The organism is Pseudomonas sp. JL27(2026), assembly GCF_056933555.1.
On record NZ_CM167794.1, the window covers coordinates 4,797,834 to 4,814,454 of the forward strand.

Genomic DNA, 16,621 nt, shown 5'->3' on the forward strand with positions numbered 1-16,621 from the left:
CGCTAATGGACTTGCAAGCGAACGTTGTCCGTCAGCGGATAGCCGACACACAGCAGCGCCTGCCCCATGTTCAGTTCAGCGGTAGAGAGGCCGTGGTCCTCGCGCATGCGCACGTCACCCGCCAGGCGCGTGCACACACACGCGGTACAGAAACCGGCACGGCAGGAAAACGGCGGGGTCACGCCGCTGGCCAGCGCGGCTTCGAGCAGGGTCTGGCCACTGGGTACCATGAAGTTGAACTCCTGCCCCTGCATCAGCAGTTGCACGCGTTTCGGTGCCTCGGACACGGGCGCTACAGCCGCGGCTTTGGCAGGAGTGAAACGCTCCTGATGCACCGACTCGGCGGCGATGCCCAGGGAAGTAAGCGCAGCCGTCACTTCATCCATCATCCCGCCCGGCCCGCAGCTGTAATACTCACGGGTTTGCGTGCCGCTGTCGGGCAACGCACGCAACAGTTCCACCAGCCGCTGTTGGGTCAACCGGCCGCCCTGGGCAGCAGGCGCCTCGGGTTGAGACAGCACGTGAACCAGCTTCAAACGCTCGCCGAAGGTGCGTTGCAACTGCTCGAGCTTGTCGCGAAAAATCACCGAGCCGGTGTTGCGGTTACCGTAGATCAGCGACACCTGGGAATCCGGTTCGAAGTGCAGCGCCGACTTCAAAATCGAGAAGATCGGCGTGATGCCACTGCCCGCCGCCAACAACACAATGTGCCGTCGGCTCCCCGGCTGCGGGGCGAAGGTGAACCGCCCGTGCGTGCCGAGGGTCTGCACCACATCGCCGGCACTCAGCTGTTGCACCAGTTGGTTGGACACCTTGCCGCCGGCCACTCGCTTGACGGTGATCGACAAGGTTTTGTCCAGCCCCGGCGTGCTGCTGATGGAATACGCGCGACAGCCTTTGACGCCGTCGACCTCGACTTCAAGCGTCAGGTACTGCCCCGCGCTGTAACGCACTTTGCGCAGCATCGGTTGCTTGAGGTGGATGGTCACCGCGTCGTCGGTTTCCCGCTCGATGGAGGCAACTTTCAGGGTCAGCGGCTTGTTCATGGCGGGCTCATGGCGTTGTACGCTGCTTGAGGTTCAGGGGCCGACGAAGGCGCTGGCGTACGGTGCTGATGCGCCTGTTCGTGGGCATGGATCGGGGCCGGCAATACGCGGCGGCGCAGCAGCTGGACTTTCTCTTCGTGGGTCAACGGCTCCCACCAGTCGAGCTTGTGCGCCATGGCGTCGAAGCGCCGGAAAATCAGCATGAAAAAGATGTCCAGTACACTCAGGTCGCGAAACACCATCGACTGGGCAGCCGCCAGTTCCGGCTTGAGTTTTTCGAACAGCGCAGGCGCTTCGGTCCAGTGGCCGATGGACCAGTGGTGGTGGCAGGCGTGGTAGCCCTCATTGAAGATGTTCACCGGTTTTTCCAGCAGCGTGACGGTGTTGTACATCCAGTCATGGGGGTCTTGCTGGCCACCGTAGAACGCGTGCTGGCTCCAGTGGATAACGCCCATCAGAATGTTGCTCGCGCACCACGGCACCAGCATGTACAGCACGGCAATCGGCAGGCTGTAGAGCGCCAGCGCCACGAATACGCCCAGGTGCACCAGCACGCCGGCGACCATGCTGCGGGCCTGGGTCGGTTTGTCTTTGCTCTTGAAATACAGCCACGGTGAAATCAGCAGTTGCTGGTACATCACCTCGCGCACCATGTAGACCATGAAGTGCCAGAGATTGGCGTGGTCATAACGGGCCGTGGCGTAGACATCCAGCGGCCCGGCGCTTTCGCGGTGATGCTGCTGCAAATGGGCCGCCGCGTGGGGCGTCAGGCCCATGGGAATGGCGAAGTACATGTACAGGAACGAATTGCCGACCCAGCGATCCAGCACGCTCGACTGTTTGAAAATCCCGCCCGGCACATGCCCGTCCTGGTGCATGGCACTGAAGGAACGCACGAAGCTGCGAATGTTCGGCCCATAGACACAGGCGTAGAACGCCAACACCAGCGGCCAGGAAATGTCCTTGAGCCACAGCTGCGCAATGAACACCGGTACAGCGGTCACGCTCAGGCTGATGGCCGCCGCGAGAATCTGCTCGTCGCGCGGGTCCTTGAGGATCTTGTTCGCCAGCCGCTGCACCAACCGGTGATAGCCGCGCACCCAGGCGCTGCTGGCAGCGCTGACGCCCGGGATTTTCGCCAACAGCCAACGAGCGCCCTGCAAGGTGAAGGCGATGGCAAGGATCACGGCAACGGCGGCGAGGTTGAAAACCATCAACACGCTGAACAGCGGGATGGCCAAAAAGTGCAAGAGCCGGCTGATGTTGGCCGGGCGTTGCGGGTACAGCGTATCGGTGGAGGTGCTCAAGATTCCTACTCCTTCAGGCATCAAGTTCATCGCCGCTGAAGGCGACGGCGCGGGTGCGACGTCGCCTTCGGCAACGATGGCGGTCAGGTGTCTGCGATGAATGACTCGCGCAGAAAAGCCACCAGCATGGGTGTGGCGGCGGCCCGTGAGATCGGGTGAAAGCAGATAGCCCGTGAAGCGGCGAGCAAGTAGGCGACGTCATCGGAGCCGATAAACGCCATCCCCCCCAGCAACTCGACGCTCAGGTTAGTGCCGCGCTCAATGGCCGCCTGCACCAGGAACCGCGTGCACAAGGCCTTGTTGTACGTGGTCAGCGGCGCGACGGTTTGCGCTTGCAGCTCAGCCGCCGTGCCCATCAGCGCCTGGTGGGCGCCTTCAAACTCGATAGTCAGTTGCGCCAGTTGCGCGGCGTCGACGCTGGTCCTTTTCAGCAGCATCCGCACCAGTGCCGAGGCCACGCCCAGGTAAGTGCCGCCGACCATCAACTGGAACCAGCTCAAGCCGTTCAACGAGGTTTCCATGGCGGTGGCCGCCACTTCGGCAGCGTCGGCCCCATCGGCCAGCAGCATGCGTTCGGCCGGCACGAATACGCCGTTGAACACCAGCGCGTGGCTGTCCGAGGCACGCAGCACCGTGGCATTCCAGAACGGTTCGCGGCTGACATTGCTGCCATCGGCAAACACCACGGCAAAACCCTGGCTGACGCTGCCGTTGGCTTGCTCGCAGGCCACACCGACGACGATCACGTCCATCTGGTGGCTCATGGTGCAAGGCTTCTTGACGCCATCGAGGACAAAGCCGCCCTCCACGGCGCGGGCCTTGACGCTGGTGTTGAAAATCTCCGCGCCCGGCTTGCCCTCGGCGAAGGCAGAGGCAATCAGCAGCTGATTCTGGCTGATGCCCCACAGCAATTCGTCGGCTGCTGGAATCAAGCCGCCCAACTGCACGATGGTGGCGATGGTGTGGTGGTGCATGGTCATCATCACGGCCAGTGACGGGCAGTAAGAACCGATGGCCCGCAGGATTTCCACGGTCTCGCTCGGCGTGGCGCCGAGGCCACCGTAGCTCTGGGGAATGATCAGGCCAGCAGCGCGAAAACCGCGAAACAACTCACAGATTTCGCTCGGGTCAGCCTGCTCCAGGGCCATCAAGCCGCGGCTTTCCAGCGTGGCCAACAGACCCGGCAGGTATTTTTCAGTGGCGCTTACGGCGCTGTGCATGGACATGATTGAAGTCTCTGTTCGGGGTAAAGGGATTAACCGGCCTTCTCGATCGACAGCTCGATGGCCGGCGCAAAGCCGAAACTGCGGGCCAGGTCGAAGATCGCTTCGGCGTCTTCCAGCGACGGTCGTTTACCAATGCTGTAGTCACGCTGCGCACCGGCCATGGTCAGGACAATCGTTTCGGCGAGGCAGCTGAAGGTCACACCGGTCGGCAGGCAGGTGAGGTTCTGCTGGCCGAAGCGGTAACTGCGCTCGGGCAGATTGATCAGCCCGCCCTCGATCACCGTGACGTCCGGACGCAGGGCCAGGGCGGCCGGGCCAATGTCTGGCGGCTGCGCGCAATCGCACAGAACCGCGTTGGGGTGCAGCACGGCCGGGTCGATGAACGCCGAGCCGTTGGAGGTTGCCGAAAGCACGGTTTCCAGGCGTGGCAGCCAGACCGCAAGGTCGGCGGTAATCACCAGCGGCGGCTGCATGTTGGGTTTCTCCCGAGCCAGCCCGTCGACCACATCGAACAGCGCACGCAGTTGTTCGTCGTCGTTGAAATCCCGGTCGAGCAAGTGCTCGACACTCGCCAGGCTCGGCAACAGTTGCACCAGGCTCTTGGCGATGCCGCTGCTGTGTCCGTGCTGAATCGCCAGCAACGCATCGCGGTACAACTCGCCGCCCACACGCCGCAGCTCATCCATCGCGCCCCGGTTGGCGGCATTGCCGAGCAACACCAGGTGTTCGCAGAACTTGCCCAGGCGCAGGCTCGCCAGACGCCCCACCGAACCGTAGGCACCAATGACGCCGGTCAAGCGCTTGGCCAACGGCGTGCCACGGTTGGCGCACGTGGTGAGCAAGGCATCGACCCCCACCATCGCCGTCAGGCTGTTGCCGGTGGTGGTGTGGAAACGCTCGTTGAGCATGTCTTCGCCGGCATTGGAAATCACCGAGGTGTAGGCGCCCAGGCCGACGAAATCGACGTTGAGTTTGCCGACGCTTTCCAGGTAATTGCCCAGCAGCTTGCGGCGCTTGCCCAGGCTCAGGCGCATCAGGTCCCGCGGCTGCAAGAGGCTGCCCACCAGCCAGCCTTCGACGTAATCACCGGCCAGGTTGTAGAGGCGCCGCGCATGGAACGAGACGCCGGTGTCGAGATCGGGTTTGGCCCACTCGGAGAACTCGTTGAGCCAATCCTGAATGAAGGCTTTTTCCTCGCCCACCAGGCCCAACCCCTCGACGACACTGTCACCGTTGACGCTTTCGGCGGTGGTCGGGTGCAGCAGGAACGCAAAGCGCCCCAGGCACTTTCCGCTGTCTAGGCGAGGCTTGCCGGCCACCGGTTGCGGCCAGTTCACCAGCGGCTGCGGCGCGGCGGCAAACCCGTGGGCCTCGAGGATCAAGCGATGCTGCTGGTGCTGCATCACCAGTTCGGCCACCGAGCGCAGGCCTTCAAGCAGTACGTCGATGTCGGGTCGGGTGACGGTCAGCGGCGGTTGAATCCGCAGCACGTTGCCTTCGGTGAGCGTGGGGAGGCAATAGACCCCATGCCGGGTTTTCAGGTAGCCACAGACGATGGGCACCAGCGCGCCAAAGGCACTGGCCAGGGACAAGGTGTACAGACGCTCGCCGCTCCAGCGTCGGAACTTCAGGCCGAGCATCAGCCCGCGCCCGTCGAGGCTTTCGAACACCTCGGGGTAACGCTGCACCAGCGCGGCGAGCCCGTCATGCAAGTAGGCGCCCTGCTTCGCCGCCTGCTTGACCAACGCGCCGTCCTTTGCGGTGAGCTGGTCGAGCACCGCCAGGCCGATGGCCGCGCTGAAGCCGTTTACGGCGAAGGTCGAGCTGTGATGACGGTCGAAGTCGCGGGTCCAGCATTGCTCGCCATAGATGCACGCACCAATGGCCACCAGGCCACCGCCCAGGGCCTTGGCCAGCAGCATCACGTCCGGGCTCAAGCCCTCGGCCGACGCGGCAAACAACTCACCCGTGCGGCCGAGTCCGGTCTGCACTTCGTCGAGCACGAACAGCGTGCCGTACTGCCGGCACATGTTCTGCGCCGCGAGCAGGTAACCGCCCGGTGGGGTAATCATCCCCGCCTCGCCCTGTATGGCCTCGACGAAAAACGCGGCGGCGCGTTTGTCTTTGAGCGCAGCTTCCAGCGCCCCGAGGTCGCCGTAAGGCACATGGGCAAACCCATCGGAACGCAGGTGAAACGGATCGCGATAGGAGGCCTTGCCGGTCACGCCCACCGCGCCCTGGGTCTTGCCGTGAAAACCGCTGAACGTGCCGACGATCAACTCACGGTTGGTCGCCGCGCGGGCCAGTTTGATCGCCGCTTCCACGGCCTCGGCGCCGCTGGTGGTGAAGGTGACTTTCGAGTAGTTGCCGGGCGCCAGTTCGATCAGGCGCCGGGCCAGTTCTTCGGCATCCGGGTTGAGCAGCGGCTGGATCAGGCTCGGCTTCCCGGAGGCCAGAAAGGCATTCGCCGCCGCGACCATCGACGGCGCCGCATAACCGAACGGCACCGCGCCGAACTGGCCGACGAAGTCGATCAGGGTCTGGCCGCTGGCGGTCTCGATGCGGGTACCACGGGCATTGACCACGGTCTCGTTGAGGCCGACGAAATCCAACAGTTCCTGACGGGTAATGTTGAGCAGTGAAAGGGTCATGGCTTAGTTCGCTCTCGCCTGGTTGATAACGCCGTACAAGTGCTGGCTGATCTTGCGCACGGTGTCGTGCAGGTAGCCCAGTTCGGGGTCCAGAGAGACCCCGAAACGGTCCTCGAACTCGGCCGACATGCCGACGATCAGCACCGAGTCGACCCCCATTTCATGGAACGACCGCTCGACATCCAGACCTGCCGAATCAACTTCGAGCAACGTCGCCAGGGTCTGTGTGACTGCGTCGGTAATTTCATCAATGTGCACATTCGCCTCCATGCATGTTTTTCGCTCCCTGTGCCGTGCCAATGACCAGCGAGAGGTTCGCCGTACTCGCTGATCGGCACCATGCTGCAAGCGCGTGAGTGGATAACTGCCCCCTCGGGCAGAACCGTTCCTACGCCCCAATGCTCGGCGCACGGGCCTCTGCTCTCAATACTCCGTACGGAGTAACCACCGGGACACCGACGCGGCAATTGGCAGGCGACACGCAGCCGCAGACCGGGTCCGGGACGCTGTGCATGACACAGGGAGATGAAGTGAACAGGCGCGGCCATGCCGCTCATAGCGCTGAACCTGTCAGCGCTAACCGTTACAGGGCGTATCGAAGGGGTGACAAATACAGCTTATTCGTCAGAAAACAGCGCGGCGACTTGGGCCCGGCTCGAGGCTTCGAGCTTGAAAAAGATGTTCTGCATGTGGGTTTTCACGGTTTTGTCGCTGATCCCCAGGATCTGTCCGATTTCCCAATTGGTCTTGCCACGGGAAACCCAGCGTGCAATCTCGGCCTCCCGGTTGGAGAGGATCGAAATCAACTGCTGATGCGGATCGCGGCTTTGCTGATGGCGCAGCAGTTTGCTGCCCAGGGCGCGGTTCAGGGCAATGTGCAGGTACGGCGCGAAGACCATCATGCGCATCTTGCTTTCGTGGGCGACCACCGGCGAAATGTTGTGGAAGAAGTAACCGGTAAAGGTGTTGCGGTGCAGCCCGGGGAGGAAGGTCCACCCCAGGTTGCGAATGCCGTGAGCCCGGAAGATGTTGGCCCAGACCCGGTCGAGAGGACTGTCCAGACGGTCCAGCGACGTGAACTTTGGCCGGCCGCAATGTTCGACCGGGTCGATGTCCATCGGCGGTACCATGCCGTCACGCCCGACAATCGCCTGGACGAATGCCTCGCTGACATTGTCGGGGTAGATCAGGTGCGAAATGAACACCCGGTGCCCACGGATCCTGCCGCTGGCGAAGACAAAGCTTTCGCACGGCATGATCTGCGGCAGCGCCAGTTGCGTCTGCACTTTCAGGTCAGCGATAGTCCGCGCCGAAGTGATCGAGTTGAGCACCCCCGTCAGCTGCAAGCGTTGCTGGCTGTCGGTGGGGGGCAACGCGAGCACACCGCGCGGGCGACTACTGAGCTCGATGCGCGGTTCTCCAAAGCTCGGCGGGGCAAACAGCAGCGCCGCAGGTTTATGGGCATGCGCCGGGCCAATCCATACGCTGGTCATACCTCCAGGACCTGACTGGCGAGTGTGATATCGAAGACGATCTGCCCGTTACTTTCCACGGCCACGATCGACTTGTCCCAAACCACACCCGCTCCCTCCTGCACAGTAGCTGCGCGCGTCAGCCACGGTTGGAAAACCTTGCGACACTCCTGACGCTTGATCTTGCCACTGGAGGTCCGCGGCAACGTGCCGCCAAACACCAGTATCAGGATCGGCCGAGCCAGTTGATGCTGCTGCCAAAGACGCGTCTTGAGGTCGGCAAACAATGCCGGTACATCGAGAGACTTCAGGGCGCGGCGCTCGATCTCCTGGGCGATCACCACCTGCTCAGTATTGTCCAGCTCTATGCTGAATGCTGCGCTGCCATCGGGGCGGAAACTGTCGTGGGTACGCAGCACCGTGTTTTCAATATCACCGGGGTGATGATTTACGCCGTTAACGATAATCAGGTCCTTGAGACGTCCGGTGACGAACAGTTCGCCGTCGAGTAAAAAGCCCAGGTCGCCGGTGCGGAAAAAACGCGGCCATGGGGTCTGCTCGGGCAGTGCATCACGGAACGCTGCGGCGGTGCTGTCGGGGCGCTGCCAGTAACCACTGGCGACGCTGTCACCCACGATGCAGATCTCCCCGACCTGGCCCTCCTCAAGGCGTTGCTCGGTGGCCGGGTCGCAAATGAACGGCTCGCTGCCGGGAATCCCCCGGCCACAACTGACCAGGTTACGCACCCGTGCATCCTCGGGCCGTTCGCAGGTGAACGGCTCGGCGCGGTTGTCCTCCAGCATGGCGGCATGAAACGGTCGAATCAACGGCTCACGCACCGTGCCGGCGGCGCTGACCATCAGCGTGCCTTCGGCCAGCCCGTAGCAAGGGAACGCGGCCGTGCGCGGAAAACCGCACTGCGCAAAGCGCCGGTGAAAGGCGTCGATGGTCTGCGCCCGCACATGCTCGGCACCGTTGAACGCCACTTCCCAGCCACTCAGGTCGAGCCCGACCAACTCCTCGTCCTTGATTTTGCGCAGGCACAATTCATACGCAAAGTTCGGTCCACCGCTCACTGTGCCACGGTACTTGCTGATCGCTTGCAACCAGCGCAACGGCCGTTGCAGAAAGTGAATCGGCGCCAGCAACGTCGAAGAGAACCCCACGAACAGTGACTGCAAGATGCCGCCGATCAGCCCCATGTCGTGATAAGGCGGCAACCAGCTCACCATGTGGCTGCCCTGATGGGTCAGGAAGCCACGGCTCATGCTGCGCGAGTTGTGAATCAGGTTTCCGTGCGTCACCGTCACCCCTTTGGGTGTGCCCGTGGAGCCGGAGGTGTATTGCAAAAACGCCAGGTCGCCACGCGACACCGCCACCGGGCGCCATTGCGCCGCGATCATCTGATCGAGGGCCGAGATATCCAGCACCTGCGCCGATGAGGCGGCTTGTTCAAGCCGGGCGCGGATGGTCGGAGCATCCTCGGCCGTCGCCAGCGCGGCTGCCGGCTGGCAGTCATTGATGATCCCGTCGAGCCGGTCCAGGGTTTTGCTCGCCCCCGGTGGATAGGCCGGAACCGCTACCAGCCCGGCATAAAGGCAGGCCATGAAGCCCGTCACATAGTCGAGGCCGGGCCTGAGCAAGATCAGTACCCGGTCGCCGACCAGGCAATGACGTTGCAGGGTCGCCGCGGCTGCGCGTGCAGCCATGTCCAGTTCAGCGAAGCTGATCAGTACTTCTTCATCGCGGCCGTTTTGCAGAAACCGATACGCCAGGTGGTGGGGGATCGTTTGTGCGTGGTGCTGTAGACATTCCGAAAAATTCACATACGGAACGTCGCGGTCGTGGTCGTTCGTAGTCATTGTTTTTATCCAGGCAGCCATACTTAGCCAAACTCCCGGAACGCCCTGAATCAAGGCTTTCCGCATCCTTTACGCCTGTTCATCCTCTGGGACCGGGCCGCCGAAGTTAATACTCCGAACGGCGTATACCCGCAATTCTGGCCTTCGGCGCATAGTCGATTTCGGGTGTGTGGCGCGCCCGGCGATCGCTGCTGTGCGCCAGATGCCTGCTGCCTGAGTCACGTCGTACCGACAACAAGGCACATCCGTCAGCCGAGCATGTATTGCGCGCTGTGTCATGAGACGCGGCAGCGCGACAAAAACGTCCTGGCCGACCTGAAATCGAGCGCAACAGGAGAGAAAGGGATGTCTTTTACCGAGTACGCTGAATTCGATGCCGTAGGCTTGGCCGAGCTGGTCAGAAACAAGGAAGTGCTGCCCTCAGAATTGACAGAGGAAGCGATTCGACGGATCGAAGCCTTTAACCCGTCAGTCAACGCCGTGGTGTTCAAAGCCTATGACCTGGCCCGCGACATGGCGGCCGCACAAGACCTGTCAACGCCCAGCGGGCCATTGCACGGGGTACCGTTCTTGCTCAAGGACATCCTCGGCGATTGCCAGGGCCTGCCCTCGACGCTCGCCTCTCGTATGCTGTGTGAACGCGTGATGCCACAGGATTGTGAACTGGTCAGCCGGTTTCGGCAGGCAGGCCTGGTGTTCGTCGGCAAAACCAATGCCCCGGAGTTCGGCATTTTGCCGACCACCGAAGGCGCCTTCTATGGCCCTGCGCGCAACCCGTGGAACCTCGACTACTCGACCGGCGGCTCCAGCGGTGGCGCCGCAGCGGCCGTCGCTACCGGCATGGTGCCCGCCGCCCACGGCAACGACGGCGGTGGCTCGATCCGCATCCCGGCGTCGTGCTGCGGGCTGGTCGGGTTGAAGCCGACCCGCGCCCGCAACTCCCTGGCCCCGGACTTCGGTGAGTTGCTCAGTGGCCTGCTCGATGAGCATGTGCTGACACGCACGGTGCGCGACAGCGCCGCCATCCTCGACGCCACCCACGGCGTGGTGCCCGGCGACCCCTACCGTGCGCCGACCATGCACGGCAGCTTCTTGCAGCAGTTGTCCCTTGACCCCGGACGCCTGCGCATCGCCTTCTCCCGTGTCGACCCGGCCGGGCGACCGCTGCACGCCGACTGCATTGCGGCGGTCGAACACACGGCCAAGCTCTTGCTATCCCTGGGGCACGAGGTCGAAGAAGCCTCGCCGCAGATCGATCAACCGAGTTTCGTCGACGCGTTCAGCGCCCTGTGGTTTTCCGGGATTGCCTTCGCCGTCGAGCTGATGACCCTGCAACTGGGCCGCGGCCCGCTGCCGGGTGAACTTGAAGGCTTTACCCAAGGCGTACACCAACGCGGGTTGGCGATGAGCGCGGTCGACTACCAGATGTCCGAACTGGTGCTGCAACAGGCCGGCCGGGAAATGGCCCGCTTCCACCAGACCTACGATTGCTGGCTGACCCCGACCCTGGCCGCCCCACCCTTGCGTAACGGTGTGGTCGATGTGCAGCAATCGGACGTGGAAAAAGTCTATTCACCGCTGCTCGACTACAGCCCGTTCACCGCGATTCACAACGCCTCCGGACAACCGGCGATCTCGCTGCCGTTGCACTGGAATGCCCAGGGCTTGCCGATTGGCCTGATGCTCAGTGCGGGCGTCGGCGAAGAAGCCTTGCTGTTGCGCCTGGCTGGCCAACTGGAACAAGCCCAACCGTGGAAAAACCGCCGTCCCACGTTGTTTCTACAACCCTTGAACCGCGAGGCCCTCGCCGGATGAACCTGGAGCACCAAGCATGAGCGCAGCCGAGACGTCGCACTCCCCACGGCACCCCGATGCCCACGCCCAACCGGTCGACCCCGGCACATTCGTGCCCTGGCCAACCGACGGGCTGAACCGCGAAGCACTGGCAGATTATGGGCGCGACCTGATCCGCCAGACCCTGCCCTTCACCGTGGAAAACCGGCGGCTGAGCTGGTGGCACTTCTACTCGACGCTGCTGGTGATCGGCCTGTTCGGGGCCGCGGCGGCCAGCCCCTTGTGGTGGCCGTTACGTGCGTGCTTTGGCGTGCTGCTGGGGCTTTCACTGGTGCGCCTGTTCGTGCTGTACCACGACTACATGCACGGGGCGATCTTGCAGGACTCGCGTTTCGCCGCCGGGTTCTTCAAAACCTTCGGCGTGCTGCTGATGGCGCCGCCGACCCTGTGGAAACAGTCCCACGACTACCACCATGGGCACAGCTGCCAGTACGTCGGTGCCGAAGAGCGGCGACTGCCGCTGCTGTCGACCCACACCGACCTTGGGACCTTCCCCCTGCTCTCGACCGACGAGTATGCCCGGGCCAGCCGTGGCAAACGCCTGCGCTACCGGATCGCCCGCCATCCACTGATGATCGCGCTGGCCTCGTTGACGATTTTCCTCTTCAGCATCTGCATGGTCTCGCTGATCACCCAACCCCGGCACCGGGCCTGGTCGTTGCTGGCGCTAACCCTCAACCTGACCGCCGGGATCACCCTGGCCGTGCTCGCGCCGGACATTCTGCTGTACTCGGTGCTGATCCCCAGCCTCAGCGGCTCGGCGCTGGGTGCGTACATGTTCTACTGCCAGCACAACTTTCCCGGCGTGCGTTACCCCGACCGCGAACACTGGGACTACGCCGCCACCGCAGTTTTCTCCTCCAGCTACATGCGCACCGGCCCGGTCATGGCCTGGTTCACCGCCAACATCGGCTATCACCATGTGCATCACGCCAATCCGGGCATTCCGTTTTATCGGCTGCCAGAGGCCATGGCGGCGATCCCGGCGCTGGGCACGCCGATCAGCACCTCGTTGCACCCGCGCGATATTTATCGCTGCCTGAGCCTGAAACTCTGGGACCCGGCGCGCCAGCGCATGGTGTCGTTTGCCGAATTCCGGCAACAGACACAGGCGTGAGGTTCAGGCATTATCAGCGCCCTTCGCGACGCCATCAGTCGCGCCCTGCAAGGATGCTGACAATGCCGCGTTGCTGCGCACATACGATCCCCACTGGCCTGGCTGTTCGGGGATAACCGATGATTGATATTCTGCTGAATACGCCGTTCTGGGCGTATCTCGTGTTGCTGTTTCTGGGTTACCACGGCGTCAAGGCCTGTTCGCCCACCCAGGAAAGCAAAAACTCATTGATCTTCAGCCCGCTGGTGTTGCTGGCCTGGGTGGCGCTTGCCCTGGACTTTTCAGCAGACCCAACACTGTTGATCGGCGTCGGGATCGCGGCGTTGCTGCTTGGCAGCCTGCTGGGGATGATTGTTTTCTCCACCCGAGGCGTTGAACTGGACGATCCGGAAAATGGCTTGATCGTTCCCGGCACGGTGAAGACCCTGGTGTTCTACCTGCTGCTGTTTGTGGCGAACTACTACTTCGGCTATCAGAATGATGTTCACCCCGAGAACGCCACGAACCTTGAAATGCTCACGCTCAAGGCCGGCGCAGCGGGTCTGGCCGTCGGAATTTTCAGCGGTCGGTCATTGAAGTTCTATCGCCTGTTCCGCTCCTTCAAGGCCCGGCGCGCCGCCACGGCTCTCTGACCCGAAATCCCCCACGCGTACAAAATACACCGCTGGCCTGTTCAGCCGTGACAATGCGGCGTGGGTCCAATAGATTAGGCGACCTGAAAAATGCTCGACCCTGTTCCTGTCTCAAACTCTGTTTAAAGAAGTAGTGAAATTTCAATGCCTGATTCCAACATCGCTGAATCCGTCGTCGCCTTGTCGTCCAAAGCGGAATACGAAAACTCCATCCATCTTTCCCAGCATGTGCCGCAGGCCAAAACCATCAGCGAGATGGTCCTCGACGCGTTCCAGAGCGCGAAAGAAAGCGACCAGATCCGCGAACTGCGCGCAGCGATTCGCCAGGCCCACGACCGCTTCGACGACGATAAAGCCTATGAGCTGATGGGCGAACTCAAGCAACTCAAGGACGCCGAGGCCGCCGACATCGCCGCCCTGGAAGACCTGAGCAGCAAGTTCTCGATCAGCCGGATTCTGTCGAGCTACAAGGATGACCCGGCCTTTCAGGAGCTGGTCTACAGCCTGGCCCTGAAAGTGCTGAACCAGACGCATCAAGCCATCAGCAACCCGAGCAGCGGCAAGAGCAAGGCCGCACGCGCCAAGAAAGAAGCCGAAGTGTTCAGCATCAGCAAGGACGGCGTGAGCGTCAGCCTGCCGCTGCGCACCCCACGCTCCAAGCCGAATGTGGACCGCGAAGCGTTCGAGTTCCTCGGTTTTGTCTTCGTGGGTGAAGGCAATGAGGCGGAGTTGGAAAGCGAGACATTCCTCGACAACACCGGCGCCGAACAACCGGCTACGCGCAAGGCCATCGTTACTGCACTGCAACAGCAGACGGCGTTTGAGGGTTACAGCATCGCTGTGCAGTGATATCCACGCCAGCAGATCAAATGTGGGAGCGAGCAGGCTCACTCCCACAGGGTACCTGTCTAACAAACTGGCAACTGATCGCTCATTCAGGAACGATCATCGCCGAGCACACAAAATCTTACACAAGCCAGTACATTGCTACGATTGCGCCCTCTGACCCTGCCTACTAGCCTGAACTTGTCGCTGCCCAGTCAGCGACCGGGCCTGAGAACTCGAACAAGATGCAGCCACTTATCGGAGTTCTCCCTATGTGCGCCATCGATTCATCCAAAACTTCTTCTGGTCAGATCCCATCTTCCCAAGACCTGAAAACCGCCGGCTTCACGCCCTTCTCGATCCACTGCGACCAACCCCTATTTCGCGTCAACAGTGGCGTCCCGATCCGTGAAGCGTTGTGCCACGTGTCCGACTTGCTCCACCTCTCCAAACTGCTGGCCGAAGACGCGGCAATGGTGCGCGGCACGGACCGCTATGCCTGGGCGTCGTACTATTTGCAGGAGATGAGTAAAGCGGTGATTGATGATGTGGTGAAGGTGCTGGGTGCGCCGGGTAACAACCGCGACTGAATGGAAAAAGCCCCGCGCTTCTCTTGAAGGCGGGGCTTTTCAGGTGTTTGGTTATCTGCTCAAACGGCGCCTAACCGCTCAACCATGTCGGGGAATTTCTCCACCAGCCTAATCAACAAGGCGGCCTGCGCATTGGGCTTCGACTTTTCCTGCTCCCAATTTCTCAGGGTGCTGGGACTGGTTCTGATTCGCTTGGCAAAAACGGCCTGAGACATATGCAACTTCGCCCGAAGCGCGACGATTTCTTGTGCGCCTACCTCCGGAGCCGGCTTGTCCTCCAGCGTATTGTTGCGCAGCGTAATCTTGCCTTCTCGTTGAGCTGCCATCTCATCAACGCCCTGCATCAACTCTGCAAACAGGTCGCGCTTTTTCATGGGGTACCTCGTGCTTTTAACTCTGTCTCTATGGCTTTCTTGAGCGCCTTCTCTTGGTCGGCGGTCAGATTTTCAAGCTCATCTTTGTCATAAATCGCGAACATCCAGAACTGACCGTCATTCATCAGCCAATAATAGATGACCCGCAAACCGCCTCGCTTGCCTTTACCCCGACGTCCATCTGCCCATCGCAGCTTACGAAACCCACCTGTGCGGGGCATAACGTCGCCCGCATGTGGGTTCAACTGCATATCGACCTGAAGCGCTCGATACTCATCATCCGTCAGATAGTCACCGACAGTTGCCGTAAACGAGGAGGTTTCAAAGAAAACGGTTCGCATCACAAAACTATAGGCAAGTTGCTTATAGTTCTGCAAGCAACGATTCCCCGTACTGACGAACAGTCATCCACAGTTCTGCAGAAGGCTCGGCACACTGCCAGATATTGGTCGGCTGTCAGGCCGCCGTGCTGTTGATCTTGATCCACCCGCCCCTTCGGGACACCGGAGCGAGGGAACGCCGAGCCTTGGCGAGGTGCCGTACGCTTGGGGCGAAGCCTTTTGCTTACTTTTCGGCGTCTGCAAAAGTGAGTCGCCGTCAGGGCGAAACCATAAGCAGTCATGACTACAGCAACGGATATGTACACCTGCAAGAGATGGGTCGCCCGTCAGACCGTCTTCGCGAGCAAGCCCGCTCCCACAGGTAAATCACGACCAACAAAAAGCCCCGTGCTTCTCTCGAAGGCGGGGCTTTTCGTACAACCGCAAAAACCTTAAGGCGCGTAAGTCAGCAACAACTCACTCGGCACCTTGAAGTCCAGCGACATCATCACGCTCAGCGCAGTGATGGTGAAAATCGAAAACACGAACAGCTTGCGTGCCCAGACCGTGTCATCCACCGCCTTATAGCCAGTCCACGCCATGTACAACCAGTACATGCCCATGGCCGCCGCGACAGCGAGATAGCTCATGCCAGCGTAGCCGCTGAACGTCAGCATCAACGTCGCCACCAGGAACGCCAGTATGTAGATCAGGATGTGCTTCTTGGCCACCTGAATCCCGCGCTTCACCGGCAACACCGGAATCGATGCCGCCAGGTAATCGTTGAAGCGGAAGATCGCAATGGCGTAGGAATGCGGCATCTGCCACAAACTGAACATCACCAGCAGCGTCAGCGCCGCCATGTCGAAGCTATTGCTGACCGCGACATAACCGATCACTGGCGGCATGGCGCCCGACAGACTGCCCACCAGCGTGCCGTGAACCGACTTGCGCTTGAGGTACAGGCTGTAGAAGCCGACGTAGATCACAAACCCGATCACCGCGAACAACGCGGCCAACGGATTCGCCACGCGGTACAACAGCGCCACACCGGCAACACCCAGGACGGTCGCGTAAACCAGTGCCAGTTTCAGGGAGATCAAGCCCTGCACCAACACGCGGTTCTTGGTGCGTTCCATCTTCAGGTCGATGTCGCGATCGATGCAGTTGTTGAACACGCAACCTGACGCCACGACCAGGGACGTGCCGATCATCGCCGCCAGGAAGATGGCCAGATCGACATGCCCTTTCGAGGCCAGGAAAAACCCGCCTGCCACAGAAAGCACGTTACCGAAAATGATCCCCGGCTTGGTGATTTGGATAAAGTGCTTTAAGGACATCCGGA

The 16,621-nt window shown here is 61.5% G+C and carries 15 protein-coding genes; 5 read left to right on the forward strand and 10 right to left on the reverse strand.

What is annotated here, in order from left to right:
- Nucleotides 1–2: 2 nt before the first annotated feature.
- The 7 genes from AC1Z1G_RS21750 to AC1Z1G_RS21780 form a co-directional block, all read right to left on the reverse strand.
- Nucleotides 3–1,046 carry an FAD-binding oxidoreductase gene (locus tag AC1Z1G_RS21750; RefSeq protein WP_483622416.1) on the reverse strand — a complete coding sequence of 348 codons (1,044 nt, stop codon included), beginning with the start codon at nt 1,044–1,046 and terminating at the stop codon, nt 3–5.
- On the reverse strand, nt 1,043–2,353 hold the full coding sequence (locus AC1Z1G_RS21755) for a fatty acid desaturase (protein ID WP_483622417.1): 1,311 nt from the start codon (nt 2,351–2,353) through the stop codon (nt 1,043–1,045). Before AC1Z1G_RS21755 ends, AC1Z1G_RS21750 begins: the two co-directional genes overlap by 4 nt.
- An 83-nt stretch (nt 2,354–2,436) precedes the next feature.
- Complete coding sequence (locus AC1Z1G_RS21760; RefSeq protein ID WP_483622418.1) at nt 2,437–3,579, reverse strand: acyl-CoA dehydrogenase family protein; 1,143 nt, start codon at nt 3,577–3,579, stop codon at nt 2,437–2,439.
- Between the two features lie 29 nt (nt 3,580–3,608).
- Nucleotides 3,609–6,230 (reverse strand): aminotransferase class III-fold pyridoxal phosphate-dependent enzyme, encoded by a 2,622-nt coding sequence (locus tag AC1Z1G_RS21765; RefSeq protein ID WP_483622419.1) that lies wholly within the window; start codon nt 6,228–6,230, stop codon nt 3,609–3,611.
- Nucleotides 6,231–6,233: 3 nt separating this feature from the next.
- Complete coding sequence (locus AC1Z1G_RS21770) at nt 6,234–6,488, reverse strand: acyl carrier protein (RefSeq protein WP_347901903.1); 255 nt, start codon at nt 6,486–6,488, stop codon at nt 6,234–6,236.
- A 359-nt stretch (nt 6,489–6,847) separates the two neighbouring features.
- Nucleotides 6,848–7,723 carry a LuxR C-terminal-related transcriptional regulator gene (locus AC1Z1G_RS21775; RefSeq protein ID WP_483622420.1) on the reverse strand — a complete coding sequence of 292 codons (876 nt, stop codon included), beginning with the start codon at nt 7,721–7,723 and terminating at the stop codon, nt 6,848–6,850.
- Complete coding sequence (locus tag AC1Z1G_RS21780) at nt 7,720–9,564, reverse strand: fatty acyl-AMP ligase (protein ID WP_483622421.1); 1,845 nt, start codon at nt 9,562–9,564, stop codon at nt 7,720–7,722. Before AC1Z1G_RS21780 ends, AC1Z1G_RS21775 begins: the two co-directional genes overlap by 4 nt.
- Nucleotides 9,565–9,909: 345 nt before the next feature.
- Between AC1Z1G_RS21780 and AC1Z1G_RS21785 the strand changes: the two genes are divergently transcribed.
- From AC1Z1G_RS21785 to AC1Z1G_RS21805, 5 genes are all read left to right on the forward strand, one after another.
- Nucleotides 9,910–11,379: an amidase gene (locus AC1Z1G_RS21785; protein WP_483622422.1), complete on the forward strand. Its 1,470-nt coding sequence runs from the start codon at nt 9,910–9,912 to the stop codon at nt 11,377–11,379.
- 16 nt (nt 11,380–11,395) lie between these two features.
- Nucleotides 11,396–12,535: a fatty acid desaturase family protein gene (locus AC1Z1G_RS21790; protein WP_483622423.1), complete on the forward strand. Its 1,140-nt coding sequence runs from the start codon at nt 11,396–11,398 to the stop codon at nt 12,533–12,535.
- Between the two features lie 119 nt (nt 12,536–12,654).
- The gene (locus tag AC1Z1G_RS21795) at nt 12,655–13,167 is read left to right on the forward strand and encodes a hypothetical protein (protein ID WP_483622424.1); all 513 of its coding nucleotides are present in this window, start codon (nt 12,655–12,657) and stop codon (nt 13,165–13,167) included.
- Nucleotides 13,168–13,311: 144 nt separating this feature from the next.
- On the forward strand, nt 13,312–14,016 hold the full coding sequence (locus AC1Z1G_RS21800) for a hypothetical protein (protein ID WP_483622425.1): 705 nt from the start codon (nt 13,312–13,314) through the stop codon (nt 14,014–14,016).
- Nucleotides 14,017–14,264: 248 nt separating this feature from the next.
- Nucleotides 14,265–14,582 (forward strand): DUF3077 domain-containing protein, encoded by a 318-nt coding sequence (locus AC1Z1G_RS21805; protein ID WP_483622426.1) that lies wholly within the window; start codon nt 14,265–14,267, stop codon nt 14,580–14,582.
- Nucleotides 14,583–14,641: 59 nt separating this feature from the next.
- Here AC1Z1G_RS21805 and AC1Z1G_RS21810 read toward each other — a convergent pair whose 3' ends face one another.
- The 3 genes from AC1Z1G_RS21810 to cyoE all read right to left on the reverse strand — a co-directional run bounded on the left by AC1Z1G_RS21810 (nt 14,642) and on the right by cyoE (nt 16,616).
- Nucleotides 14,642–14,956 carry a helix-turn-helix domain-containing protein gene (locus AC1Z1G_RS21810; protein ID WP_019693530.1) on the reverse strand — a complete coding sequence of 105 codons (315 nt, stop codon included), beginning with the start codon at nt 14,954–14,956 and terminating at the stop codon, nt 14,642–14,644.
- Nucleotides 14,953–15,297 carry a toxin gene (locus tag AC1Z1G_RS21815; protein ID WP_483627950.1) on the reverse strand — a complete coding sequence of 115 codons (345 nt, stop codon included), beginning with the start codon at nt 15,295–15,297 and terminating at the stop codon, nt 14,953–14,955. The genes AC1Z1G_RS21810 and AC1Z1G_RS21815 overlap by 4 nt, the downstream gene beginning before the upstream one ends.
- Before the next feature lie 431 nt (nt 15,298–15,728).
- On the reverse strand, nt 15,729–16,616 hold the full coding sequence (gene cyoE, locus AC1Z1G_RS21820; RefSeq protein WP_347901913.1) for a heme o synthase: 888 nt from the start codon (nt 16,614–16,616) through the stop codon (nt 15,729–15,731).
- Nucleotides 16,617–16,621: the final 5 nt, after the last annotated feature.